Genomic DNA, 24,621 nt, shown 5'->3' on the forward strand with positions numbered 1-24,621 from the left:
CCCGCGCCCGGGCCCCAAAATTGATGGGTATTCAACCAGACTTGATATTAGGGGCGGGCTTGCCCTCATCTTCAACCTCGTAGCCAGTGTTGCGACAGCCCGCCCCGTAACCCACCACCCAAGGGCGAGCCCTGATTTTCTTGGTAGCCAGTGTTGGGACAGTCGGTCCCGTAACCCACCACCTAGTAGGCTGAAGGGTTACGTTGATCAAGCCTGCCTTTCAAACATAGAGTCTTTCATCTGTGTATTCTGATTTCTCAAGCTTCCCCTCCCTAAGTTGTTGCTCAAGTCATTGAGTGGGGTTATCTTAGAACGGAATTGTACTCACAGTATGAGTGTCATTATTTGCTAAGGCTCATAATTGAAAGATGTTCAGACCCAAATTCTGGATCAAGATAGGTTTTGTCGAACAGATAGGAGAATTTTTGGCGAAATTTAGAACTAAACCGGCTCCTAACACGGTATTTACTACTGTATTTCTAGGTTTATCTTTAGTTTTAGTCGCCTGTGCCCCCAAAGGTAGAGAAAGTAAAAGCAATACGGTTACTATCCTGGGAGTAATGACAGGGGAAGGGGAGCAAATCATCGAACAGATACTAGAACCCTTCACTAAAGAAACGGGTATCAAGGTGGTGTATGAAGCCAGTAGTGATTTCGCCACCCTCCTACCTGTGTTGGTGGAATCTGGAAATGCTCCCGATCTTGCCATGTTCCCTCAACCGGGTTTGATGGCTGACTTTGCTAGGGAAGGTCAACTGGTCCCTCTAGATACCTTCATGGACAAATCCCAGTTATCTGCTGCTTATTCTCAAAACTGGCTAGATTTGGCAACTGTCGATAGTAAAGTATACGGGGTGTGGATTAGGGCGGCGGTCAAAAGCTTAGTTTGGTACAATCGAGCTGCGTTTAAGGCAGCTGGTTACAAAATCCCTAACACCTGGAATGAAATGATGGCACTGTCCGATCAGATTGTGGCAGATGGCGGTGTCCCTTGGTGCATCGGAATAGAAAGCGGTGCGGCTACAGGATGGGTTGGTACCGACTGGATTGAGGATATTATGTTGCGCACGGTTGGTGGGGAAGTGTATGACCAGTGGGTTGCTCACAACATTCCCTTTAATCACCCAGCGGTTAAGAATGCTTTTGAGCAGTTTGGCAACATTGCCCTTAATCCTAAGTATGTGTTTGGTGGTAGTGTTGGTATTATTAGCACTCCATTTGGTGACGCAGCCACACCCTTATTTGATAACCCCCCAGTTTGCTATCTGCATCGCCAAGCTAGCTTTATTACTAGCTTCTTACCTAAAGATGTAGCCCTAGATAAGGATGTGAGTATCTTTCTGTTACCGGGTATTAAACAGGAATTGGGAGTGCCAGTGTTAGTGTCTGGTATTGCGACTGCTATGTTTAAGGATACTCCAGAAGCACGGAAGTTGATGGAGTATTTATCAACTGCCCAACCCCATACTATCTGGGCAAGTCAGGGAGATTATGTTTCACCCCATAAACAGGTTAGTTTGGATGCTTACCCCAATCACATTCTTAAACGTCAAGCGGAAATCTTAGCCAATGCGGATATGGTGCGCTTCGATGGTTCGGATATGATGCCAGGAGCCGTGGGTACCGGGACATTCTGGAGTGGCATTGTTGATTATATTGGTGGGACAGATGTGGATACAGTTCTGAAAACTATTGAGGAAAGTTGGCCAGATTAAGTATGAGGAATTAGGGATTAGTCATTGTCAAAAAAAATATTTATTTAAAATCGCCTTCTAATGTTACTTTAGCAGAATTGCCTGGGAAATCTGTAACTATAAGATACTGAAATCAAATTAAGTCAGTTATTCGCAACCATTTAGCGAAAGGGACAATAGTGCCGTTTAGGCATTAATTACGATTAAATATCTGAGTACAATATCAGCACTTGCGCTTCGCTCCGCTGTAACGGCAATCCCTTGGGGTGTAAGCAGGAAGGATATAGTAGGATGTCAGTGACTACTATAAATTTGGCGTTGCTGAATATTTGGGTACTGTATAGTTGGAGCAGTTACCGATTACCGATTACCGATTACCTTTGGATCTTCCATAATTGAGGAACACCGTAAGTTTAGGATTCCCCCTTTAGGCCAAACTCAAGTTTAAATAAGAAATAAGCTATGGATACTAGTCAGATTGATAAATTTGTTTCCTATTGCCAAGGTGAACAGCCACAAAGTGAAGAAGATATGAGACGTTTTTTTATAGGGGTTATTGGTTTTCCCTATGATAAGGAACTTCTATTACAGGCATATCTATTTTTCAATATAAACTCATTATTTCCAACCTGTAGTCAGCTCATCCTGTTTGAAAAGGCTCTAATCCAAGACTATACAAATTTAGGCAAAGTGGATTTTGTTTATCTTAGTAAAAACAAAAAAATATTTTTAATTGAAACAAAATATATTGATACTGAAGCAACAGTAAAACACGAAAGAACTAGAAGAAATAAGCATAGAAATAAGGTAGTGGAACAAGTCATTGATTGGAAATACAAATTGAGGGATTATTGGAATATATCAACTAACCAAATTAATTGTGGAGTATTTACAACCGATCCACAAGTAGGTGATCGTGCAAGGAGCACTGACATTATCGCTAAATCAATATCTATCTATGAACTGGAACGGTGGCAAAAAAATTATAAATTTTATAAATTAGACCATGGCAAGAAACGGGATTCGGTGAGAGATATATATGAGGTGATCAAGTGATCAAGTGATCAGGTGATGAAGTGATGAGGCAATGAAGGATGGTATTGTTCAAAATTGTTACTTTCATTCTCGCCGTTGTCATAGGCTGTGCTGGGGTGATGGCTTTGTTATATGGCATGAATGGCTTGGTAAATCAGCTACCCAATAAAACGCGATTGACCTTGGCCAAAAGGCCACGCTACGCGAACGGTCACGCTACGCGAAAGCATTTTATGGCTTGGGTATACTTAGCCCCTGCTTTAGCATTACTAACCGCTTACCTGATTCTGCCCACCCTCAATACTATCTATATCAGCTTCTTGGATAAGCGATCGCAAAATTTTGTGGGACTGGACAATTACATCTTTGCCTTTACCAACCCTACTATGCTAATCGCTTTTCGTAACAATGTCCTTTGGTTGGTATTGGTAACAGGGTTTAGTGTAGGATTGGGTTTAATTATTGCGGTGCTGGTGGATCGGGTACGCTATGAACCGGTAGCCAAGTCCATAATCTTTATGCCCATGGCAATTTCCTTTGTGGGGGCTAGCGTGATTTGGCGATTTATCTATGCTTTTCGTCCAGCTGGATCAGAACAAATTGGCTTACTCAATGGCATTATTACCCGTTTAGGATTTGAGCCTGTAGGTTGGTTAGTGGAGCGCGAACTTAATAATTATGCTCTGATTGTGATTATGATTTGGTTGCAGACAGGGTTTTGCTTGATTTTGCTCTCTGCTGCAATCAAAGGTATCCCCAAAGATATTATCGAAGCTGCACGGATAGATGGAGCTAGTGAGTGGCAAATCTTCTGGACAATTACTATTCCGATGATACGAGGGACTATTGCTGTGGTTGTGACTACTGTAGTAATAGCGGTGCTGAAAGTCTTTGATATTGTCTGGGTGATGACCGGTGGTAATCAAAATACGGAAGTGATTGCGTCTCGTATGATTAAGGAAATGTTCAATTATCGGAACTTTGGACGAGGTAGTGCGATCGCAGTTATTTTATTACTAGTTATTATTCCAGTTATGATTAGCAATATCCGTCGATTTCGAGAGCAGGAGAACAGCCGTTGATAGTAATATATAATTATTATTTGAATTGTGAACATACTCCCGCTTGGGAAAGGCAAGAGGCAAGAGGCAAGAGGCAAGAGTTAATCAAGTAGCGATGCAGCAAGGGAACAGGTGAGCCAGTGAGGCCAAAGGGGATTTCCCCCATTCGCGACTGCATCAAGACATAGAAGGATTTTGGTTAAGGTCAAAAACGGTAATTATGATTTATTATTTCTAATTGATTTAGAAATGCTATAGTATTCAGATTAAAGTTAAAATTTGATTCTGATGGCGTCACCGAGTTAAGCAACTGTTCTAGCTATGGTTGAAATTCTATCAGGCTTGGGGTGATGCGATCGCATCTTGCCCAGTTGTTTTGCCCAGTTGTTTTGCCCAGTTGTTTTGCCCACTTGTTTAACCACTGCTGTTGTGGGATTGGTTGCACAAAGCGCTTATCTTGGAAAAAAATCGACTATTCCAGACATGACTTTAACCCAGCTATGGTACCAAAACCGCTCTTTGTAGCAAAATCCCAACATCTACAGCAATTCTTCTGGAAAATCCCGATTCATCTGACCCTGATTATCATCTCTTTGATCTGGACTCTACCCACTGTTGGCTTGTTCATTAGTTCCCTACGCTACCGAGATGATGTGCTCAAAACCGGTTGGTGGTCAGTCTTCCAACACCCCTTCAATTTCACCCAATACCACCTCGGTAACTATATTGATGTGATTACCTCCGAAGGGATGGGACAGGCATTTCTCAATAGTCTGGTTATCTCGATTCCCGCTACAGTCATTCCGATTGTGATCGCTACTTTTGCTGCCTATGGGTTTGCTTGGATGAAATTTCCTGGTCGCCAAGTCCTGTTTATGGTAGTAGTTGGTTTGCTGGTAGTCCCGTTACAGATGACTCTGATTCCGGTATTGCGAGTCTACGGATATCTAGGACTTTCCGGTACATTATTAGGTATTTGGTTAGCCCACACAGGCTATGGTTTGCCCTTAGGAATTTATTTATTGCGTAATTATATTGCTAGTTTGCCTCAGGAGTTAATCGAAGCAGCAGCAGTGGATGGTGCGTCTCATCTGACCATAGTTACCCAGCTGATTGTGCCTCTATCCATGCCTGCGATCGCATCATTTGCCGTGTTTCAATTTCTCTGGGTATGGAATGACTTGCTAGTTGCTTTAGTCTATCTCGGAGTTACACCAGACGTTGCCCCGTTAACGATCCGATTAACAAATATAGTAGGTTATCGTGGGCAGCAGTGGCATCTTCTTACCTCTGGTGCATTTATCACCATGATTGTACCACTGATTGTGTTTTTTGTTCTACAGCGGTACTTTGTGCGGGGGATTTTAGCCGGTTCGGTTAAGGGTTGAAACTCTTATCTATAGCAGTTCTTAATTGGGAGAGGTACTTTCGTCCTGGGTTTTAGGGAGCTTCAACAGCTGGGAGTAGGGAGTAGGGAGTAGGGAGTAGGGAGTAGGATTCAGTTTATCGAGGGTGAGATTCAGGGCTGACCTACTTTAGGTAATTCTGTTTCATTGGAGAGAGCGAAATTATCTAAAGAAACCTTTGCTGAATAGGCAATAGCATCCCGCTGGTACAAAATTAATAGGCTATTTGCGTTTAGAACCTTGTAACCCAAAAATCTATCTACTCCACTTACTACTTCCTGATAGTCATTACCATTGTAATGGGTAAATGCTATTGTGAGCATATCATTGTTTGTTAATCTTCCATCACCATTGGTATCTTGTTTAATAAGGTGGTATAAAACTGCTATAACTGGTTTAGATTCAACCCTGTTATTAGCTCTATCATTAGTTTCTGAAATGAAGCTATCGCTAGTAATTAGATAGTCATTATTAGCAAAGATCCATTTGCTTTTCCCTGTTTCACTATCCAAAAACAAATAGTTTATAGTTGAGCGTGTCGATTTGCTATAATAGGATTGGGTATAAGATTGGTCTGAGTAAAGCGGCACCATTAGATAGGTTGTGCCATCAACCTCCCTGAGATTACCCAGCTCCCACTCTTGAGAGCTTGAGCTATCGTCATTAACATTAACAATGTTAATCCCCTGGCGCTCTCTCGTAGTGCTTTTGACTATCTCGATAGCAGCAAAAGCTAAAACTGCTATTGCTAGCAATCCAGTAGCCATAATAACAATGGCATTAAAGCGCCACACAAAACGAAAAAATTTATTGTCTTCCATGTTTGTTCACCGTTGACTATTGACGGTTGACTATTGACGGTTGACTATTGCTCTGAGGAATAAGACTCAAGATCAGGTAAAATTAGGTAATATTATTATAATAGTCAATTTTTGGGAGAATAATATGATCTCTGGAGCAATCGCTTACTTTGTAATTCTAGCTGGTGCCACTGTTGTGGCTCTGACTCTATTTTTTGGACTTAGAGCAGTTAAGTTGATCTAACTACTCTTGTTTCCAAAACAATTAAAGCAGTATGGCGGGTTGAAACATTTAATTGTTTTGAGTATAGCCGCATACTGTAGCGCTATAGTTAACCGTAAGCATTCAGCAGTCAGCGGTCAGTGGTCAGCTTATTTTATTCAAAAGTACTGCGCTACGCGCACCCTGCGCAAAAAGTAGCCTAGTGACACAGGCTTCGACGTTGGGACCACCTAACCCATAAGCTGATACGCGACACGCTGATAGCTGAATGCTTACAGTTAACCAGCTATACTTACACCTAGCTATACTTACCCAGATCAACTCTCTAAGTCAAACAAGCTTCAATTGTTGCTAGCACCGACTGAGCTAGAGCAGTGAGTTCATACCCCCCCTCTAAACCAAAAACAATCCGACGAGTTAGTTGCAGACAATAGTTCGTAAATAGCCCATAATCATCTGGCTGCAAGGCAATATTTGCCAAAGGATCTGCGGCATTAGCATCATAACCAGCACTGACAATCAATAAATCTGGCTGAAATTTGGTTAAAAATGGCATCACTTTCTGTTCAAACATAGGCTGGTAATCTGCTAACGTGCTGCCTGGTGCCATGGGAAGATTGAGGACATTATTGTGAAACCCCTGTTCACTGGCTTGGCCTGTACCAGGATAGCAAGGGGATTGATGAAGGGAGATGTAGGCAATGCGAGCATCTCGTTCCACAACATCTTGAGTGCCATTGCCGTGATGGACATCCCAGTCTAAGATGGCAACCCGTTCGACTTCCGATTGCTCTAAGGCGTAGTAAGCTGCGATCGCAGCATTGGAAAATAAGCAAAACCCCATCCCTCTCTGACGTTCAGCATGATGACCAGGGGGACGGGCTAGAACAAAGGCTGAATTATTGGTAGTGAGGACTTGATCTACCGCATCTAGCCAAGCACTAACGGCGAGTAGGGCAACATCGTAACTGCGGGGGGATATCCCTGTGTCCGCATCTAACCTGCCACCATTACTCCTAGCAATTTTTTCAACTGTCTCAATGTAGCGCTGGCTATGAATTTGTTGTACTAGAGGCATCACTCGACGAGTTTCCACCGCTGTCGGTAACTGCCACTTAATTTGGTCAGCCCAAGGTGCAGCTTTGATGGCATTCACAATCGCCGTTAAACGTTCTGGTCGTTCTGGGTGAAACCGACCGTTATCGTGTTCAAGAAACTCATCGGAGTAAATGACAGGGAACATATTATAGCACGATTCAGCCAAAATTATGGAAAAACGTTTTAGAGCAAGGTACTTGTGAATAGATTAACCTTTCCGATTATTTCATCAGGTGATCCCTAAACAGACCAAACACGACACCAAAAGCGATCAGAGCTAGAGCGAGGCTGGCAGGGATTAAATCTGGTCTCAAAATGAAGGCAAAAATAGCTAAGCCGATCAAAACATAGGATAGTTTCATCAAAAACTCCTTAGTTGTTGGGAACTTCTGAGGTTTAGTCAGGGAAGGAAAACAATCTGGTGGTATAGACCGCCAGTCAACATCAGCAAGAAGAGGTGAATGTCCTAAGCTGCCCTAGGAAATTTTCGGTCTTTTTCCCATAATTTTTGCACAAGAAGCGCGAATCTGCTCATTGTCTAAGGCTTGCCCGTGGTTCTGTTACCGGCTATAGTCGAGATTTTGTGTTAAAATTTAAAAATAACCAGCCAAATTTGGAAAATAAAGGTGTTAAAAGCCTCTTTTGAGAGATTTTAACCGATTTTTTTAGCAAAATCCTCGATAATAAGGGAGTTTGTCCAACTATGAGTACATCCCAAGAACGCATTGTCCCGACAAATTTGCGGAACGAAATGTCCCGGTCTTATTTAGAATACGCCATGAGCGTCATAGTAGGTCGGGCATTACCAGATGCCAGGGATGGGCTCAAGCCAGTACACCGAAGGATTCTCTATGCGATGCATGAGCTGGGATTAAGCCCAGAGCGTCCGTTCCGCAAATGCGCTCGTGTGGTGGGGGAAGTGTTGGGTAAGTATCATCCCCATGGGGATACTGCTGTTTATGACGCTTTGGTGCGCATGGCTCAGGATTTCTCCATGCGATCGCCTCTGATTAATGGTCATGGAAATTTTGGCTCAGTAGACAACGACCCCCCAGCGGCAATGCGTTACACAGAGTGCCGCTTGCAAGCGATCGCTACCAATGCCCTACTCCGGGACATTGAGTCAGAAACTGTAGACTTTGTTGATAACTTTGACGGTTCCCAGCAAGAACCGACTGTCTTACCGGCACGGATTCCCCAATTACTGCTCAACGGCTCATCGGGGATTGCTGTGGGTATGGCAACCAATATCCCCCCTCATAACCTGGGAGAGTTGGTGGATGGCTTAGTGGCCGTGATCCATAATCCCGAAATCACTGATAAGGAATTAAGGCGGTATATCCCTGGTCCAGATTTCCCCACTGGGGCACAGATTTTAGGAACATCGGGTATTAAAGATGCTTACACCAGTGGTCGGGGTTCTATCACCATGCGAGGTGTGGCAGAAATTGAAACCATTGGGCAACGAGGTCGTCCAGACAAGGAAGCCATTATTATTACTGAGCTACCTTACCAAACTAATAAGGCAAGTTTAATCGAAAAGATTGCTGAATTGGTCAATGATAAGCGCATTGATGGCATTTCCGATATTCGGGATGAAAGCGATCGCAATGGCATGCGCATCGTAATCGAACTAAAGCGCGATGCTTATCCCAAAGTTGTCCTGAATAATCTCTACAAGCAAACCCCCCTCCAAACTAATTTTGGAGCAAATATGCTAGCCCTGGTGGGCAATGAACCCCAGTTGCTGACCATAAAGCAGTTCTTAAACGTTTTCCTGGATTTCCGCATTGAAACCATTACCCGACGGACTCAATATCAATTGCGCAAAGCTGAGGAACGGGATCATTTACTGCAAGGGTTACTAATTGCCCTAGATAGCTTAGATGCTGTGATTGCGGTGATTCGGGGGGCGGCGGATACGACTACAGCACGAGGACAATTAGTTACAGAATTTAGTCTATCTGAAGCCCAAGCTGATGCTATTTTGCAAATGCAGCTGCGCCGTCTGACTGCTTTGGAAGCCCAAAAGATTCAAGCTGAGCATGAGGAATTACAAGTTCGGATTGCGGATTTAAGGGATATCCTAGCTCGCCGAAGTCGCATCCTGGAGATTATTGAAACTGAAGCCCAGCAACTGAAACAGAACTTTGCCACACCACGCCGCACACAAATTCAACAGGTTGAAGGGGAACTGGATGATACTGACCTGATTGCTAATGAAAAAGCTGTGATTCTGCTGACTGAGCAAGGGTATATCAAACGCATGCCTGTGGATGAGTTTAGAGCTCAAGCTCGGGCAACTCGTGGTAAAGCTGCTGCCAGGATCAAAGATGATGATGAGGTAGAGCATTTCTTCACTTGCTGCGACCACGATAGCATTTTATTTTTTAGCGATCGCGGTGTAGTGTACTCTCTGCGTGCCTACCAAATCCCGGCTGTATCTCGCACCGCCAGGGGGGTACCGATTGTGCAGATGTTACCCATTCCCCACGAAGAAAAAATTACTTCTATTGTACCGGTATCTGAATTTACGGATGATGAATATCTAGTCATGTTAACTCATAAGGGTTACATCAAGAAAACTGCTCTAGATGCTTTCAGCAAAATTCGGGCAAATGGATTAATTGCTATTTCCCTCGGGGAAGGAGACCAGTTGCGGTGGGTACTTCGTGCTAGGGAAGAAGACAGCATCATAATTGGGTCTCGTCATGGCATGGCAATTCACTTCAAGTGTGACAATGATCAACTCCGCCCCCTCGGTCGTGCGACCAGAGGAGTTAAGGCTATGAAACTAAAGGGTGATGATGAATTAATCGGTATGGATATTTTGTCCGGTCAAATCATCGCTAGTCTAGCTGCTGCTGAGGATTCAGAGGAAGAGACAGAAGACCTTAGTGATTCTGAGATGGTGGAAACAGCAGCTCAAGGTCCTTGGGTATTAATTGTCACTATGGGAGGCTATGGTAAGCGGGTACCGGTATCCCAATTCCGGCTACAAAACCGTGCGGGTATGGGAGTTCGCTCAACCAAATTCCGTTTACCCAAAGACCAACTGGCAGCCCTACAGGTAGTTAATGAAGGGGATGAATTGATGATAGTCACTAGTCGAGGGATTATCATTCGTCAAGCTGTTGATGCTATTTCTCCCCAATCTCGCATGGCAACTGGGGTCAGAGTGCAAAAGTTAGATGATGAAGATGCGATCGCAGCGGTTGCTTTGGTTCCCATTTCAGATCAAGAGCAGGAAATCGAAGAGCAGGAACTCCCAGACCAGGAACTCCCAGACCAGGAAGAGTCGGTAGATTCAGATAAATAAACCACTAGAAATAAACCTACAATAGGTTTTTGTAGACGGTTAACCGTCAACCGTCTACAAAACCCACCTTAACTACACTAAGAAAACGGTTTTCTAGGAGGCAACTCAAATGATTCAAACTGCCAAAAAGTTTTACACATTTGAAGACTATCTTTCCTACCATGATGACACTGACTACAAGTATGAGCTTGTTAATGGAGAGCTTATTGCTATGCCACCTGCTAGTGGACTACATGCCCTGATTATGCTTTTTTTATTCAAGCAATTTGATAGAGAAATTGAGAGGGTTAGTTTAGATTGGGTTGTTATGCCTGGTAATCTTGGGGTTCGCACAGCTGAGAATAAATCTAGAATTCCTGATTTAGTCATTATCTCAGAAAATCAGCGGCAAGCTATCAGTTCCATGTCATCAGCGGTGCTGGAATCAGCACCACTACTAGCAGTAGAAATTGTTAGTGCAGGTAATCCCCAAGATGATTACCGCTACAAGCGTTCTGAATACGCGGTGCGGGAAGTGCCTGAATATTGGATTGTTGATCCAATTAAGTCTAAGGTTTCGGTTTTGCGTTTAGTTGATGGGTTTTATGATCTGACAGAATTTACAGGAAATAAAAAGATTGAATCACAAACATTTCCCGAGTTAGCTTTGACAGTTGAACAAGTATTTGCAGTTTAGACTAATTGTTAATGATTAAGTATTAAAATTAGCTCTTGAACCAAGTTTAAAATTTATCTGTATTTCTATCACTCATAAGTTTACATAGCAAAAAATACTATAGCTATAGTAGACTTACTATTACTTCTCAACCCGATATCCCAACTCTAATAACCGTAAGCGAGATTGTCGCCATTTCGGTTTTACTTTCACAAACAATTCCAGGTAAACTTGACCAGCAACTAACTTTTGAAGTTGTTGACGAGCCGCAGTACCAATTTGTTTGAGCATATTACCCTTTTTTCCAATTAAAATACCTTTTTGGGAGTCTCTCTCTACATTGATCGTAGCAAAAATACGGGTAATTTTTGGTTGCTCCTCTACTAAATCAATAGTAATAGCAACCGAGTGGGGGACTTCCTCACGAGTTAGGAGTAAGATTTGCTCTCGAATCAATTCCCCCATGATAAACCGTTCTGGCTGGTCGGTTAAGAAGTCAGGGGGATAATAATATGGCCCTGGTTCTAAGCGTTCAATTAATTTCTGCTGCAATAGGTCTAAGCGATCAGCTGTCAGGGCAGAAAATTTTACGACTTCCCAGCCTTGAGCAGTAGCTAGTTTAGCATAACTAGCATCGATTGATTCTCCCCTACTGTGTCGAGGTTGTATATCTGATTTGTTCACACCCAAAATTACTGGTGTCTTAGTATGGCTCAGTAGATCAACAATAAAGCGATCGCCTCCTCCCGCCTCCACCGTACTATCCACCACCAACAGCACCACATCCACTAACTCAATCGCTATTTGGGCATTTTTCACCAAGACCTTACCCAGTTGATGATGAGGTTTGTGAATCCCTGGCGTATCCACAAAAATCAACTGAGCTTCCGGTGTGGTCAAGATACCTCGCAGCCGATTTCGGGTGGTTTGAGCCACGGGCGAAGTGATAGCAATTTTTTGCCCTACCAGTTTATTCATCAGTGTGGATTTCCCCACATTCGGACGTCCTACAATCGCCACGAAGCCAGACTTAAACCCATCTGGAGCAACCGGAATAGTTCCTAGAACTGATGGCTTGATAACTTTTTCCTCTAGGTTATCTTGGGAAGAGTCTATGGTCGAATCATCTTGGTCTTGGATTTTAGAATTGTCAGTCATTGAACCAATCGTAGTTTTTATTGTTTTATTATGAAATTTATGTTAGCAACATAGATAAGGACTATGTTGAGTATGTTGTTACAGGGGATAACACCCCGGTTAATTGACCAACAATATCATAAATAGAACTGATCGTGGGCTTGAAGTAAAAAATTCCAAGTTAGTTACCCACACTCAAGCAGTTTAGACTACATACTACTTATGACCAATACCGCTACTTTCCCTGACCTGGAAAATCATTGGGCGAGAGATTGTATCAACCAACTGCGGGATCGTAAGTTGGTCAGTGGTTACCCGGATGGTAAATTTCGTCCTAATTCTAGAATTACCCGCGCTGAGTTTGCCGTCTTAATGCTGAATGCCTTTCCCTCAGCACCGATTCAGCGGGGTGGTATTCGTTTTAAGGACGTACCTAGTAATCATTGGGCCAAAAATGTGATTCAAGATGCCTACAAGCGAAGATTTTTTTCGGGCTATCCTGGCAGACGATTTAAACCCAATGAGTCCATTTCTCGAGTGCAAGCGATCGCAGTTTTAGCAGGAGCAAAGAATTTCCCTATCCCGTCAGATCCCGATGGAACTATCAGACGGTATTTTACTGATGCTACCCAGATTCCCCAGTATGCTAAAAATGCGATCGCATCCGCAGCAATTAATACTATTGTGGTTAACTATCCCAATATCAAACAGGTCAAACCAAATCAGAGTGCTACCCGTGGTGAAGTAGCGGCTTTGCTGTGTCGGGCGTTAAACATCTATGCTGTTCCACCTCAGTATATTGCTGGAGTGGAAGTTTATCCTGATGATGTTCGTAGTTTACCAGGGCAATTGGATCAGGTGCCTGTCTTTAATAGCAATAGTCCAGAACTAGTGAGAAGTGAGGGAATTTTGCTGTCTACGTTTTCACCGGAAGGGAAACAAGTTCCTTCTGCCCACCTTGACTATGGCTTTAATGGACGGTTTGATATCTTTAGCCACCATATTGCTAGAGCAGAGACTCAGGCGGAAACCCATCCCCTTTACCAAGGATTGATAGTTTATAATCCCAATGACACACCTGTTACAGTGGACGTCTTGCAAGGGGCGAGTTATCTGTCTACCCCAGATGCACCGTTTATCTCGTTGCCGGATATGGTAGATAATCCCAACGGTACAGTCTATGCTGGTCCTGGCAGTCGGACAATGAATGATGTACTCAGGGGAATTCTCAAAGAAATGTTTCCCGCTAAACTGGTGCTGAAGGCAAAACAAAGCCAGATGTTAATGAATCAGCCAATTCCAGTTAAACGATCACCAGCTTCCAATGGTCGTTCTACCATGATGCGGTTACGAAGTGATGGGATGGTGTATCTGGCTAACTTAGCGATGAAAGCCCCTCGTGATGGCAATGGGATTTATCGGGAACCTACGGTAGCAGAATGGCAAAACCTACTGGATACGGGTAGCTTAGCTCAACCCCGTGGACCGATACCCACTCCTCTCGAACCACCTCAAGAACCGACGGTGTTTGGTCGGGTGGCTGGTGTTTCCCAAGGTTCTCAATGGCAAGTGCTGATTCAAGATAATCCAAATGTTAACTATTTGAGTATTCCTCAGCTCGGGCAGGCATTTTCTTATGTGTTGGGGACCCTACATCTGATTACTCTGAGTACAGGGCAAATTCAAAGTGCACCGATGTTAAGGCGCTATCCCGATACGGCCTACTTTGCCCACAGTAATTATGGGGTAGAATACAATATAACTTTACCATTGAAGAATACTACTAATCAACCCCAAACGGTGACGGTATCGCTGCAAACGCCATTGAAGGATGAGGGGGGTACTGATCGACTGCTGTTTTTGAACCCACGGGTTGAAAACGTGTTCTTTCGGGGTACACTCAGAATAAATTATGATGATGATGATCGAAAGGCTCAGACGCGCTATGTGCATTTAGTGCAGCGACGAGGACAGCCAGGGCATCCATTGGTGACGTTGAATTTAGCCCCTGAAGAAGTTAGGCAGCTACAGGTGGATTTTCTCTATCCCCCGGATTCGACACCACCCCAGGTGCTTACAGTTCGGACTTTGGAGGGTTAGGAGAGTTGGAAATCGGCTCACAAATGCAAGGTCGCAATGGCGCGTACGCACAATCAAATATTAATCTCGATTCTAGTAGTCTGACGGATTTAGCATGAATCTGCTATTGTGTAACGTTAGCACCATACTAAACTTTATCAAAAATAGCTGATGCGAGCAAAAGCGATCAGTATTAACTATTTAGGAGTTTAGTTATTGCTGACGAAGTTTTGCCTAAGATCATCAAACAAGCAGAAATGCTGACTCTAGATGATAGAGATGATCTAGTTACGGCAGGTACTGCCTAGGGATATACCTAGAATTGCTGTCGGCACCAGAACAACTATATCACACTCAGGTTGCTAGATAACTGTTGCTAGATAACTATTGATACGTTGATCACTTATGCCTTCTCAAACCTTTATCGTGCGTGCTCATACTCGTACGATCCATACCCGTCCAGTTACCTTTTTCTGCCCGAAATGCAATCATATGACTACTCGTGAGTGCTATCCTGGTAAGCCTCCTAAATACTGTCTCGAATGTAGTCCGAGGCGGAAACGTCAGCAAGATGAGCTGTATATACCCGAAAAGGGGATGTTCAAGCCAACACACAACTTGGTTAATCTTACCAGTGGTCAGAAGACACCAGTATGTCTGGAGAAGTCCCCCCAAGCTGGGTGGCTTTTTGTGAGGACAGCCCTAGATTGGTTTAGCGGGGAAAGCATCATCAAGTATCACACAACTAAAGGGGTTTACAGCCAGGAGGTGCCGTTGGCAGATTATATCGTCGAAGCTCTACCAGCTGGCGAGATCACCACAGCATTTCCATCAGCTACCTCTGCTAAAAAGAAGATTACTCCTGCTAAATCTTCATCAGAGCTAATTTTAGTAGAACCCTACAGTGTGAAGAAGATGTGCGATCGCTTCCGGTGCGGGGACAGGTTACTCAAGAGGATGCGCACTGACCCAAACTTCAGCCAGTGGAGTCGCTCTCGGGATCCCGAGGGCATCACTTGGGAGTATCGGCAAGGAAAATATTTTCCTTTACTTAATCAGGTTAATCAGGTTCATCAAGAATCATCAGACACCTTTGAACCTGAGATCGATGAGACTACTCCCACCACTAATGGGTCATCCCAGGGTATTTTAGTAGAACCCTACAGTGTGAAGAAGATGTGCGATCGCTTCCGGTGCGGGGACAGGTTACTCAAGAGGATGCGCACTGACCCAAACTTCAGCCAGTGGAGTCGCTCTCGGGATCCCGAGGGCATCACTTGGGAGTATCGGCAAGGAAAATATTTTCCTTTAGTTGATCAGGTTAATCAGGTTCATCAAGAATCATCAGACACCTTTGAACCTGAAATAGAGGAGACTACTCCCACGACTAATGGGTCATCCCAGGGTATTTTAGTAAAACCCTACAGTGTCAAAGAGATCTGCGATCGCTTCCGTTGCGGGGACAGGTTACTCAAGAGGATGCGCACTGACCCAAACTTCAGCCAGTGGAGTCGCTCTCGGGATCCCGAGGGCATCACTTGGGAGTATCGGCAAGGAAAATATTTTCCTTTAGTTGATCAGGTTAATCAGGTTCATCAAGAATCATCAGACACCTTTGAACCTGAGATCGAGGAGATTACTCCCACGACTAATGGGTCATCCCAGGGTATTTTAGTAAAACCCTACAGTGTCAAAGAGATCTGCGATCGCTTCCGTTGTGGGGACAGGTTACTCAAGAGGATGCGGACTGAGCCAAACTTCAGCCAGTGGAGTCGCTCTCGGGATCCCGAGGGCATCACTTGGGAGTATCGGCAAGGAAAATACTTTCCTTTACTTAATCAGGTTAATCAGGAATCACCAGCCACCTTTGAACCTGAGATCGAGGAGACTACTCCCACGACTAATGGGTCATCCCAGGGTATTTTAGTAAAACCCTACAGTGTCAAACAGATGTGCGATCGCTTCCGTTGTGGGGACAGGTTACTCAAGAGGATGCGCACTGAACCAAACTTTAGCCAGTGGAGTCGCTCTCGGGATCCCGAGGGCATCACTTGGGAGTATCGCCAAGGAAAATACTTTCCTTTACTTAATCACCAATAGTTCATTAGTTTCAAACCTAGTCAGCAGATGCGTTCGCGTAGCGTGGCCGTAGGCCAATCGCGCCCCGCGTGACCTACGGTCAATCGCATCTGCTTTACTATTTCTGGGATAACAGAAAGTTTGGTCTTTCCGAACTTGCGGTCTCTTCGAGTCTGTTCTGCCTCTTCCCCTTCTCCGGGTTCTAGTCAGGGAAAGTAGTTAGTGATTTTTCCTTTCCCTGCGCTAGCTGCTACGGGCGACCTAACCTTTAGCTGCCATAGATAACATCAGGTCAATCATGCGGTTAGAGTAACCCCACTCATTGTCGTACCAACAGACAACTTTAAAGAAATTAGAATTAAGTTCCATTCCCGCTCCAGCATCGAAAATGCTTGAATGAGGGTCCCCTTGAAAATCGGTGGACACCACTGGCTCCTCTGTATAGCCCAAAATTCCTTTCATCGCCCCAACTGACGCTGCCTTCATTGCTGCACAAATCTCTGGGTAGCTGGTTGCCTTTTGAGTCCTGAAGGTCAAATCTACCACTGATACATCCGGTGTTGGTACCCGTAATGCCATCCCCGTAAGTTTACCTTTCAGTTCCGGTAACACTAGCGTGACAGCTTTGGCCGCACCCGTAGAAGCGGGGATAATGTTCTGAGCAGCACTTCGCCCCCCCCGAAAGTCTTTCTTACTTGGACCATCTACCGTTGGCTGGGTAGCAGTCATGGCATGGACCGTAGTCATTAACCCTTCCGCTAGCCCAAAATTGTCATTAATCACTTTAGCAATGGGAGCAAGACAGTTAGTTGTGCAACTGGCATTGGACACGATAGTATCAATACCCGGGTCATAGGTATTGTGATTGACACCCATCAACAGGGTGGGAACCAAATCAGGGTTTTTAGTCGGAGCAGAGATTACCACCCGCTTCGCTCCCGCTTCTAAATGCTTAGAAGCCCCATCATAGGTGGTAAATAGACCTGTAGATTCTACTACATATTCCACACCGAGTTTCGTCCAAGGCAGTTCCTCTGGGTTTTTAATTGAGACACAGGGGATTTTCTTGCCATTGACCACAATTCCATCAGCTTCAGCTTCTACGGTACCCTTGAAACGACCATGGGTTGAGTCGTATTTGAGTAAATAGGCGATAGTCTGTGGTGGAACTAGGTCATTAATGCCCAGCACTTCGATTTCTGGGTAGTTGAGGGCAGCACGGAATACGAGTCGTCCGATACGACCAAATCCATTGATACCCACTTTGACAGTTGCCATGGACAAATCTCCTTTAAGAGGTTTACAAATTTACGTTTGTCGATAATTAAGAATCCTGATCCAGCGATGCAGCCTAGTCTTGGGGAAACCCCCACTCGCGCTCTGCATCAAGACAATGTCATCCAATAGAGAAGATTAATTCTTCCTTTATTGTTGACAGCTGGGAGCATCAAAACTATCATTAACGGATTGCAAAGCAACCAGATGTGACTCAATGATTTTTGCTAGGCATCCAAGCTATTGTTTATAGCTCACTCTACTCATTATTTGTTAATCCTTTAACTTAATTTAAGACTGTGGTAATTGGTGTCAATCTCTCCCACTGATCTGTGTTAAACTTCAAATAAATAAAAGAGAAGGTAAGCATTTATAGCGCTACGCGCAAGTCAGAAGTCAGAAGTCAGAAGTCAGAAGTAAGCTATGACTAAGTTTCGGAGTTTAGGAATGTCAAACACCTTAATGGGTAGTGCTATACATGACCGCTGATAGCTAACTGTTAAATGCTTACCAGAGAATTAACCTTTTCTTTAAACCTAGTCTTTAAATTTTTATCTAAAATTTAATTAAGCTTGTTTTGGCATTACATCTATGAAAGTCGCTGTCTTTAGTACCAAAGTCTACGACCGACAGTTTCTGGAAGCTGTTAATTCCCAATATGGTCATGAATTAACTTTTTTTGAACCGCACCTCGATACTCAAACGACTATTTTGGCATCAGGATGTCCAGCAGTATGCGTTTTTGTCAATGATTCCCTCAACGGACAAGTGTTGGAAAAGCTGGCGCAACAGGGAACTCGTCTAATTGCTCTACGCTGCGCTGGTTTTAATAATGTGGATGTCACAAAAGCGACAGAATTGGACATGATAGTAGTGCGTGTTCCGGCTTACTCCCCTTACGCGATCGCTGAACATACGATTGGCTTAATGCTAGCCCTGAATCGCAAGATACATCGTGCTTATTCTCGAGTACGAGAAGGAAATTTTTCCCTAGATGGACTCTTGGGATTCGATATGCATGGTCGCACTGTAGGCATTGTGGGAACTGGTAAAATTGGTGTTGTGGTAGCCCAAATTCTCAATGGTATGGGGTGTCAATTAGTGGCATATGATCCCTATCCCAACCCGGATTGTCAAGCTTTAGGGGTCAAGTATGTAGAGCTAGCTGAACTCTTTGCTATCTCTGATATTGTCACCCTACACTGTCCCTTAACTACTGAAAACTATCATCTGATTAATTCCGAAGCTCTAGAGCAGATGAAACCAGGTGTGATGCTCATTAATACTAGCCGAGGGGGATTGATTGATACCAAAGCCATTATCGCTGCCCTCAAGTCCAAGAAAATTGGCTATCTCGCTCTGGATGTCTATGAGGAAGAATCTGAATTGTTTTTTGAGGATTTGTCTAATGAAGTCATTCAAGATGATATTTTTCAACGTTTACTGACTTTCCCTAATGTAATCATTACTGCTCATCAAGCTTTTTTAACTGAAAATGCCCTCCATAACATTGCTGAAACTACACTATCTAATATTACTAACTTTGAGCAAGGTCTTCCTTGTCCGAATAAAATTATTAATAGGGAATAGGGAATAATATCAAGTCAGGTTTAATACCTATAATTAGAGGGAGAGTGGGAAGTGTGGGGAGATTGGGGGGGTTCCTAGGGAATGCGTTCGCGTAGCGGCTCTTTCATAGCATCCCATTATATCGAATCCCATAATTTTGAAGTTGGAAGACTTATCCAAAATAGTTCAAAACTATGATATGATTCCCTATTTTAACCAAACCTTAACAACTAGTGACCTCGGCAAAATTCAATCAAGATTTTAGTAATCGGTAATCCTAATCCAATTACCAATTACCGATTACCAATTACTAAATTGGCCTAAAACGCACTAGGAGGAGCGGTAACAAAGGAACGAGGAGGGAAGACTTGTAAATCAATATGCTGCTCTGGACTGAAATCAAGACCTGCTTGTAGTTGAGCAAATTGTTGCTCTTCAAAAGACAGAGCACCTGTAGTTTTATTGTAGGAGATTTGATCAATATCAAGTTCCCCAAAACTAACAATTTCAATCCTATCTCCCTGTTGGACATTGAAATCTGTAATCCTGTCAATTCCGCTTTCAGGTCGTGGCACTTCCGAGTCATCGTTCCTCGGCAATAGGAAACTATCAGTTATGTTGATTCCCCTTGAAAATTGTAGCGGTTGTGATGGAGGCATTGAAGGCGGGAAGATTGGTAATGGACGATTTGTAAATGTGAACTTAAAGATATCAGATCCGTGACCACCAGTCAGGGTATCGCTTCCGTTGCCACCTACTAGAGAATCATCACCATTGCCACCAATTAGATAATCATTCCCACCACCAAAGACATTTTGATCATCACCATCACCAATCAGGGTATCATTGCCAGTGCCACCAATGAGAGTATCACTGCTACCCCCACCTTCGAGCACATCATTTCCGTCTCCACCATCCAGGATGTCACGACCTGGATTATAGTTGATGGGAATTCCAGTCAAACGTCTACGAACATCACCTAAAAGGGAATCATCACCAGCTCCGCCTTTTAGGGTATCATTACCATCTGCTCCGTTGAGAGTGTCATTTCCTGTGCCACCGTCGAGGAAATCATGATCAGATGTCTGTTTAACCTCAAACAAACTCAAGCCAAAGCTAGGACCCGGTCCACCAGTAAGGACATCATTCCCTGAGCCACCAATCAGAGTATCATTACCCTCTCCACCGTTGAGAACATCTGAATCCTCCTCCCCTTCAAGACGGTCATTACCCCCTCGACCATTGAGAATATCATCCCCAGCTCTACCTTTGAGGGTATCATCCTGTGAGCCACCGCTGAGAGTATCGTTGCCACTATCACCTATGAGAATTACACTAGTATTTGTAGTATTTGTTTCCAAGTCCACTAAGTTCAAGTTAAACATTTCTTCGAGCACCTATTCCTATCCAACTCCGACCTCCTTTATTGTCTGGTCTTAGGTATGGTAAGGCTAGCCAATTTTGCAGTATTTAGCCAATTTGACCGATTTATTGGTGCCCGTTGACGCTTCTCGGTAAACCCGACCGGGGTCCCAGCGCAAAATACCATTAAAAATGCTCAAAAATTATTCACGTTTTCCGAAAATCTTGCTTCCTAGGCGAATCATCGTTGCTCCTGCTTTAATAGCCTGCAAATAATCTCCCGACATTCCCATTGACACTTCTTTTAAATTTAACTGAGTTGTTTGATTAAGCTGTTCCTTGAATTTAGCAACTTCTACAAATGCATCAAAAATTTCAGCTTCCGATAACTCCAAGGGAAGAATTGTCATTAACCCTTGAATATCTAAGGAATCGCAAGCTTCCAATTCTGGTAACGTTTCTAATAACTGCTCAACAGACCAACCATATTTATTAGGATCGGGCAATATCTTAATTTGTAAACAAACCTTAGGTCGTTTATTTAACTCATTAGCCCGCCGATTTAAACTCTGGGCTAACTTTAAATCATCAACGGAATGGATCCAGTCCATTGTTTGAACAGCTAGTTTAGCTTTATTTTTTTGTAAGTGACCGATAAAATGCCAGGAAATCCCCTCTAAATCTTTTAACTGCTCCTGCTTAGCACAAGCCTCTTGCAATCGATTTTCTCCGAAATCCCGAATTCCCGCACCATAGGCTTCCCGCATTTTTTCCACAGATACGGTTTTGCTCACTGCAATTAAACGGACATTAGGCTTTAACTGTTGAAGAATCTGCTGGATATTATCAGTAATAGGTGTAGTGATAGTTAAAGGTATTTTTTCCATAGTCTTCCTCTTGCCTTTTTCCTCCATGGCTTCACCCACCAATCACTTTGGACAAATCTTGTAGGATTACCTCAGCTGACTGGTATCTGTCAGCGAAATGATAGGTTACCATCTTTTCTATAATTTGGGCAAATTCTTCAGGTACATCTGCCAGATTACGCCAGATCACTTCACCACTTTCTGGAGAAATGGGCAATTGATAGGGACGAATGCCAGTTAATCCTTGAATCCCAATCATACCTAAAGCATAAATATCACTATTGAAACTAGGGTGTCCCGCTAATTGCTCTGGTGGGGCATAACCGCGAGAGCCAATGGCAACCGTAGCATTTTCTTCCTGACTCTGCTCTGGGCTTTTAATCTGTTTAACTGCTCCGAAATCAATTAGTACCAGTTGACCATCAGTTTCACGACGGATAATATTGCCAGGTTTGATATCCCGGTGGATGACGCCGTATTTGTGGATAAAGACAAGAATTTCTAAAATATCTTTCAGGATATCCGCGACTTCCTTTACTCCAAGCCGTTTATCTACGGGCAATTCGTCACTCAGGGACTGACCGGGAATATATTCTTCCACTAAGTAAAATGCTTTATCTTCTTCAAAATAAGCTAGTAGTCGAGGAATCTTTAAATGATTACCCAAGATTTCTAATATTTCTGCTTCAGTGCGGAATAGCCGTCTGGCAATTTTCAAGAATTGCGGATCGCTACGAGCCGGTTTCAATTGCTTGACCACACACTGGGGTGAACCAGGTCGCTGAGTATCTTCTGCTAAATGGATTAGACCAAACCCACCTGAACCAAGAACACGCTTGGTTTGGTAGCGTCCAGCTAGGAGGTTATGTTCGGGTCGGTACTCTACCGATGTGCCATCAGGGTCTGCACCAGCTGTTGGGTTCCAAATTGCTGTGGCATCTTCTTGAGATAAATCGGTTTGTGGTATCGGTATAGTTTTGGTGTTAGTGCTGGAGATGGTTTTGTTTTGTTCTTTCAACAACGCCTGTAACAAGGCCAAGTTCTGTTCCTGTTCTTGAGCTTTGGCTTCAATTTTGCGGCGCTCTTGCTCTGCTTTTATGCTCTCCTGTTTAGCCTTGTAACCGGTGTAAGTCATTACACCAGTACCCGAAAGGATTAATGCCAACGCAGGTGCCACAACAGGTATCCATCCTGAGTTGAGAAATAGCAGGTAGGATGTTCCGAGCAAAATACCTAGAGCAATACTCTCAGATAGTACTAACTGTCGAGTGTTGCGGCTTACCCCAACTAACACGCCCCCTATTAGTGTCCAACCCCAAATCCACAAGCCTTCTGTCCACTCAGACCAAAACCAAAACTGTGCTCTTCCCTCTCCAAGTGCGCCACTGAGCAGTTGACTCACGATTTGACCATGTATCATGACTCCTTGCATATGCTTGCTTTCTTTTTGAGCAAAACTGTAGGGTGTTAAGAAGTCATCATCTTTGATACTAGGAGCATTCATCCCGATTAGGACAATCCGGTCTTTGACCAAGTCCGGTTCAATCTCCTCATTCAGAACCTTAGTTAAGGTAACGGTATCGGCAAGGTGATCAGCAGAGCGGTAATTCAATAAAATTTGGTAGCCTCCCGTATCTCCCTTTTGGTAACCTCCAGCAGTAGGAGATATCTTGTTATAGACTGTTTTTCCTAGCTTCATCTGTTTTCGGGAGATGTTTTCGGGCTTGATTCCCCGCTGTTCCAAATAGCTTCGGGCTAACTGAAAGCCGAATGATAATCTGGTGGTGCAACCCACGATGCTGGTATTATCACTGGTATTGTCAAAAAATAATGGAGCCCGCCGGACGATTCCATCGGGATCTTCAAGTAGATTAACAAAGCCTACACGATGCTGAGAAATGTTTGGGGGGGCTGCAACACTGGATGCTTCTGATTGACCCCGATAGCAAATTGGGATTATGCGATCGCTACTTTGCAGTAGTTCAGAAAATTCGCCATGACCCGGTTCTACTGGACTGTCTCGAAAGATATCGACACCAATGACAGCGGGTTGATGTTGCTCCAACTTCTGTAATACCTCATACATTACAGCATCTTTGATTGAAGACCCTCCTGGAGCTGTTGTGCCTTTTAAATCTGGCTCAGTCACCTCTACTACTAAGAGGCGGTCATCGGGTGGTAAAGCTGGTCGCAGCTCTATCATCCGGTCGAAAGCCTTTAACTCAAAAAACTGTAACATTCCTAGGTGCTTAGACCCTAGCATTAAACCAGTTACCGCCAAACTCGCTACCAATGCTGGGTTTATCCCAACATATTGCCCCAAGCGTTTCAGCCGCGACCAAGCTTTCGCAGATTTTCGGGGCGGGGGGGAGGGATTTTCCACCTGGGGGCTAATAAGTTTTGATTTGTTTGGTGACTCTTCTGTCGCCACTTTTACCAGCTGAGCACTCATATATAATAGTTATTACTAGAAACGATCACCCTTGATGTTCACCCTTGATGATTCTATAAATAATACGATCAACGGTTCGATCACCCTGTAGAGTAGTGACTCATTCCTTGATTCAATGCCCTGACCTAAGTTGGAAACGTTGCTCTTTGTATTTTCCCGATCGATTTAATCGATTGAGCAGAAGCAATGGAAGCGAAGTTGCTTACACTACCATTTGGCTTTTTTTTGGTTAGGAAGCAAGTCGTGCTTATTGTGTCAAGCTATCAATCGGATTATCTGAAATTTGTCTTCAACTTCGCCGTGGTCAACCACCCTTATCCCAATTATTGATGCCCACCTGACTAATATCTTGGGTAATTCTACATTGATAGTTTTGACAGCAAAAACTGGCATTTAGCCTATACAAACAGCTTCCTGCATTTTAGCTTAACAACCGGTGGATAGTCTTCATCCAACATATCGGCAAGTTTTACTACTCACAGGATGCCCTATCGCCAACTTTTCTTTTTTT

20 protein-coding genes are annotated in these 24,621 nt (G+C 43.7%); 10 read left to right on the forward strand and 10 right to left on the reverse strand.

All coding sequences use genetic code 11. The features are described from left to right. Positions 1 to 368: 368 nt before the first annotated feature. From F6K38_RS14515 to F6K38_RS14525, 3 genes are all read left to right on the forward strand, one after another. Positions 369 to 1,715 (forward strand): ABC transporter substrate-binding protein, encoded by a 1,347-nt coding sequence (locus F6K38_RS14515; protein ID WP_502708841.1) that lies wholly within the window; start codon positions 369 to 371, stop codon positions 1,713 to 1,715. A 441-nt stretch (positions 1,716 to 2,156) separates the two neighbouring features. Beyond that, the gene (locus tag F6K38_RS14520) at positions 2,157 to 2,750 is read left to right on the forward strand and encodes a hypothetical protein (RefSeq protein ID WP_287295442.1); all 594 of its coding nucleotides are present in this window, start codon (positions 2,157 to 2,159) and stop codon (positions 2,748 to 2,750) included. 212 nt (positions 2,751 to 2,962) lie between these two features. Further along, positions 2,963 to 3,811, forward strand: coding sequence for a carbohydrate ABC transporter permease (locus tag F6K38_RS14525; protein ID WP_008177794.1), 849 nt, complete (start codon positions 2,963 to 2,965; stop codon positions 3,809 to 3,811). A 16-nt stretch (positions 3,812 to 3,827) separates the two neighbouring features. Here the strand turns inward: F6K38_RS14525 and F6K38_RS14530 are convergent, their stop codons facing one another. Together F6K38_RS14530 and F6K38_RS14535 are read right to left on the reverse strand one after the other, a co-directional pair. Beyond that, positions 3,828 to 3,956 carry a hypothetical protein gene (locus F6K38_RS14530; protein ID WP_267875714.1) on the reverse strand — a complete coding sequence of 43 codons (129 nt, stop codon included), beginning with the start codon at positions 3,954 to 3,956 and terminating at the stop codon, positions 3,828 to 3,830. A gap of 153 nt (positions 3,957 to 4,109) precedes the next feature. Next, entirely contained in the window at positions 4,110 to 4,235 is a 126-nt protein-coding gene (locus tag F6K38_RS14535) for a hypothetical protein (RefSeq protein ID WP_287248805.1), read from the reverse strand. A gap of 55 nt (positions 4,236 to 4,290) precedes the next feature. Between F6K38_RS14535 and F6K38_RS14540 the strand changes: the two genes are divergently transcribed. Then, positions 4,291 to 5,178, forward strand: a complete 888-nt coding sequence (locus F6K38_RS14540) for a carbohydrate ABC transporter permease (RefSeq protein WP_044491826.1) — start codon at positions 4,291 to 4,293, stop codon at positions 5,176 to 5,178. A 131-nt stretch (positions 5,179 to 5,309) separates the two neighbouring features. On the opposite strand, the gene F6K38_RS14545 is transcribed toward F6K38_RS14540, so the two are convergent. After that, entirely contained in the window at positions 5,310 to 6,017 is a 708-nt protein-coding gene (locus tag F6K38_RS14545; RefSeq protein WP_008177798.1) for a hypothetical protein, read from the reverse strand. 124 nt (positions 6,018 to 6,141) lie between these two features. On the opposite strand from F6K38_RS14545, the gene petL reads away from it, so the two are divergent. Next, positions 6,142 to 6,240 carry a cytochrome b6-f complex subunit PetL gene (gene petL / locus F6K38_RS14550; RefSeq protein WP_071106406.1) on the forward strand — a complete coding sequence of 33 codons (99 nt, stop codon included), beginning with the start codon at positions 6,142 to 6,144 and terminating at the stop codon, positions 6,238 to 6,240. Positions 6,241 to 6,544: 304 nt separating this feature from the next. Here the strand turns inward: petL and F6K38_RS14555 are convergent, their stop codons facing one another. Together F6K38_RS14555 and F6K38_RS14560 are read right to left on the reverse strand one after the other, a co-directional pair. After that, a complete protein-coding gene (locus F6K38_RS14555) occupies positions 6,545 to 7,462 on the reverse strand; it encodes a histone deacetylase family protein (RefSeq protein WP_008177803.1) in 918 nt (305 codons plus the stop codon). Positions 7,463 to 7,538: 76 nt separating this feature from the next. Further along, positions 7,539 to 7,679 carry a hypothetical protein gene (locus tag F6K38_RS14560; protein WP_008177807.1) on the reverse strand — a complete coding sequence of 47 codons (141 nt, stop codon included), beginning with the start codon at positions 7,677 to 7,679 and terminating at the stop codon, positions 7,539 to 7,541. Positions 7,680 to 8,020: 341 nt separating this feature from the next. On the opposite strand from F6K38_RS14560, the gene gyrA reads away from it, so the two are divergent. Both gyrA and F6K38_RS14570 read left to right on the forward strand, forming a co-directional pair. After that, a complete protein-coding gene (gyrA, locus tag F6K38_RS14565) occupies positions 8,021 to 10,636 on the forward strand; it encodes a DNA gyrase subunit A (RefSeq protein ID WP_044491792.1) in 2,616 nt (871 codons plus the stop codon). A 109-nt stretch (positions 10,637 to 10,745) separates the two neighbouring features. Then, positions 10,746 to 11,312 (forward strand): Uma2 family endonuclease, encoded by a 567-nt coding sequence (locus F6K38_RS14570; RefSeq protein WP_008177811.1) that lies wholly within the window; start codon positions 10,746 to 10,748, stop codon positions 11,310 to 11,312. Between the two features lie 120 nt (positions 11,313 to 11,432). Here the strand turns inward: F6K38_RS14570 and era are convergent, their stop codons facing one another. Next, on the reverse strand, positions 11,433 to 12,449 hold the full coding sequence (gene era, locus F6K38_RS14575; protein ID WP_008177814.1) for a GTPase Era: 1,017 nt from the start codon (positions 12,447 to 12,449) through the stop codon (positions 11,433 to 11,435). A gap of 201 nt (positions 12,450 to 12,650) precedes the next feature. Here era and F6K38_RS14580 point away from each other — a divergent pair, with 201 nt between their 5' ends. Both F6K38_RS14580 and F6K38_RS14585 read left to right on the forward strand, forming a co-directional pair. Beyond that, positions 12,651 to 14,528 carry a DUF3370 family protein gene (locus F6K38_RS14580; protein WP_287356817.1) on the forward strand — a complete coding sequence of 626 codons (1,878 nt, stop codon included), beginning with the start codon at positions 12,651 to 12,653 and terminating at the stop codon, positions 14,526 to 14,528. A gap of 471 nt (positions 14,529 to 14,999) precedes the next feature. After that, complete coding sequence (locus F6K38_RS14585) at positions 15,000 to 16,607, forward strand: hypothetical protein (protein WP_287356819.1); 1,608 nt, start codon at positions 15,000 to 15,002, stop codon at positions 16,605 to 16,607. A 240-nt stretch (positions 16,608 to 16,847) separates the two neighbouring features. On the opposite strand, the gene gap is transcribed toward F6K38_RS14585, so the two are convergent. Then, a complete protein-coding gene (gene gap, locus F6K38_RS14590; protein WP_287251343.1) occupies positions 16,848 to 17,864 on the reverse strand; it encodes a type I glyceraldehyde-3-phosphate dehydrogenase in 1,017 nt (338 codons plus the stop codon). A gap of 588 nt (positions 17,865 to 18,452) precedes the next feature. Here gap and F6K38_RS14595 point away from each other — a divergent pair. Further along, entirely contained in the window at positions 18,453 to 19,451 is a 999-nt protein-coding gene (locus F6K38_RS14595) for a 2-hydroxyacid dehydrogenase (RefSeq protein ID WP_008177826.1), read from the forward strand. Positions 19,452 to 19,750: 299 nt separating this feature from the next. Here the strand turns inward: F6K38_RS14595 and F6K38_RS14600 are convergent, their stop codons facing one another. The 3 genes from F6K38_RS14600 to F6K38_RS14610 all read right to left on the reverse strand — a co-directional run bounded on the left by F6K38_RS14600 (position 19,751) and on the right by F6K38_RS14610 (position 24,110). Continuing rightward, positions 19,751 to 20,815: a calcium-binding protein gene (locus F6K38_RS14600; RefSeq protein WP_008177828.1), complete on the reverse strand. Its 1,065-nt coding sequence runs from the start codon at positions 20,813 to 20,815 to the stop codon at positions 19,751 to 19,753. Positions 20,816 to 20,995: 180 nt separating this feature from the next. After that, a complete protein-coding gene (locus F6K38_RS14605) occupies positions 20,996 to 21,679 on the reverse strand; it encodes a YggS family pyridoxal phosphate-dependent enzyme (RefSeq protein WP_044491833.1) in 684 nt (227 codons plus the stop codon). A 31-nt stretch (positions 21,680 to 21,710) separates the two neighbouring features. Further along, a complete protein-coding gene (locus F6K38_RS14610) occupies positions 21,711 to 24,110 on the reverse strand; it encodes a CHASE2 domain-containing serine/threonine-protein kinase (RefSeq protein ID WP_008177832.1) in 2,400 nt (799 codons plus the stop codon). Positions 24,111 to 24,621 lie beyond the last annotated feature (511 nt).

The organism is Moorena sp. SIO3B2 (assembly GCF_010692525.1).
In the GTDB taxonomy this organism is placed as follows: Bacteria; Cyanobacteriota; Cyanobacteriia; order Cyanobacteriales; family Coleofasciculaceae; genus Moorena; species Moorena producens.

Bases quoted from the DNA above. Each gene is read 5' to 3' on its own strand.
- F6K38_RS14515 (WP_502708841.1), top strand. From the start codon at position 369: ATGTTCAGACCCAAATTCTGGATCAAGATAGGTTTTGTCGAACAGATA.
- F6K38_RS14520 (WP_287295442.1), top strand. From the start codon at position 2,157: ATGGATACTAGTCAGATTGATAAATTTGTTTCCTATTGCCAAGGTGAA.
- F6K38_RS14525 (WP_008177794.1), top strand. From the start codon at position 2,963: ATGGCTTGGGTATACTTAGCCCCTGCTTTAGCATTACTAACCGCTTAC.
- F6K38_RS14530 (WP_267875714.1), bottom strand. From the start codon at position 3,956: ATGGGGGAAATCCCCTTTGGCCTCACTGGCTCACCTGTTCCCTTGCTG.
- F6K38_RS14540 (WP_044491826.1), top strand. From the start codon at position 4,291: ATGGTACCAAAACCGCTCTTTGTAGCAAAATCCCAACATCTACAGCAA.
- F6K38_RS14545 (WP_008177798.1), bottom strand. From the start codon at position 6,017: ATGGAAGACAATAAATTTTTTCGTTTTGTGTGGCGCTTTAATGCCATT.
- petL (WP_071106406.1), top strand. From the start codon at position 6,142: ATGATCTCTGGAGCAATCGCTTACTTTGTAATTCTAGCTGGTGCCACT.
- F6K38_RS14555 (WP_008177803.1), bottom strand. From the start codon at position 7,462: ATGTTCCCTGTCATTTACTCCGATGAGTTTCTTGAACACGATAACGGT.
- F6K38_RS14560 (WP_008177807.1), bottom strand. From the start codon at position 7,679: ATGAAACTATCCTATGTTTTGATCGGCTTAGCTATTTTTGCCTTCATT.
- gyrA (WP_044491792.1), top strand. From the start codon at position 8,021: ATGAGTACATCCCAAGAACGCATTGTCCCGACAAATTTGCGGAACGAA.
- F6K38_RS14570 (WP_008177811.1), top strand. From the start codon at position 10,746: ATGATTCAAACTGCCAAAAAGTTTTACACATTTGAAGACTATCTTTCC.
- era (WP_008177814.1), bottom strand. From the start codon at position 12,449: ATGACTGACAATTCTAAAATCCAAGACCAAGATGATTCGACCATAGAC.
- F6K38_RS14580 (WP_287356817.1), top strand. From the start codon at position 12,651: ATGACCAATACCGCTACTTTCCCTGACCTGGAAAATCATTGGGCGAGA.
- F6K38_RS14585 (WP_287356819.1), top strand. From the start codon at position 15,000: ATGACTACTCGTGAGTGCTATCCTGGTAAGCCTCCTAAATACTGTCTC.
- gap (WP_287251343.1), bottom strand. From the start codon at position 17,864: ATGGCAACTGTCAAAGTGGGTATCAATGGATTTGGTCGTATCGGACGA.
- F6K38_RS14595 (WP_008177826.1), top strand. From the start codon at position 18,453: ATGAAAGTCGCTGTCTTTAGTACCAAAGTCTACGACCGACAGTTTCTG.
- F6K38_RS14600 (WP_008177828.1), bottom strand. From the start codon at position 20,815: ATGTTTAACTTGAACTTAGTGGACTTGGAAACAAATACTACAAATACT.
- F6K38_RS14605 (WP_044491833.1), bottom strand. From the start codon at position 21,679: ATGGAAAAAATACCTTTAACTATCACTACACCTATTACTGATAATATC.
- F6K38_RS14610 (WP_008177832.1), bottom strand. From the start codon at position 24,110: ATGAGTGCTCAGCTGGTAAAAGTGGCGACAGAAGAGTCACCAAACAAA.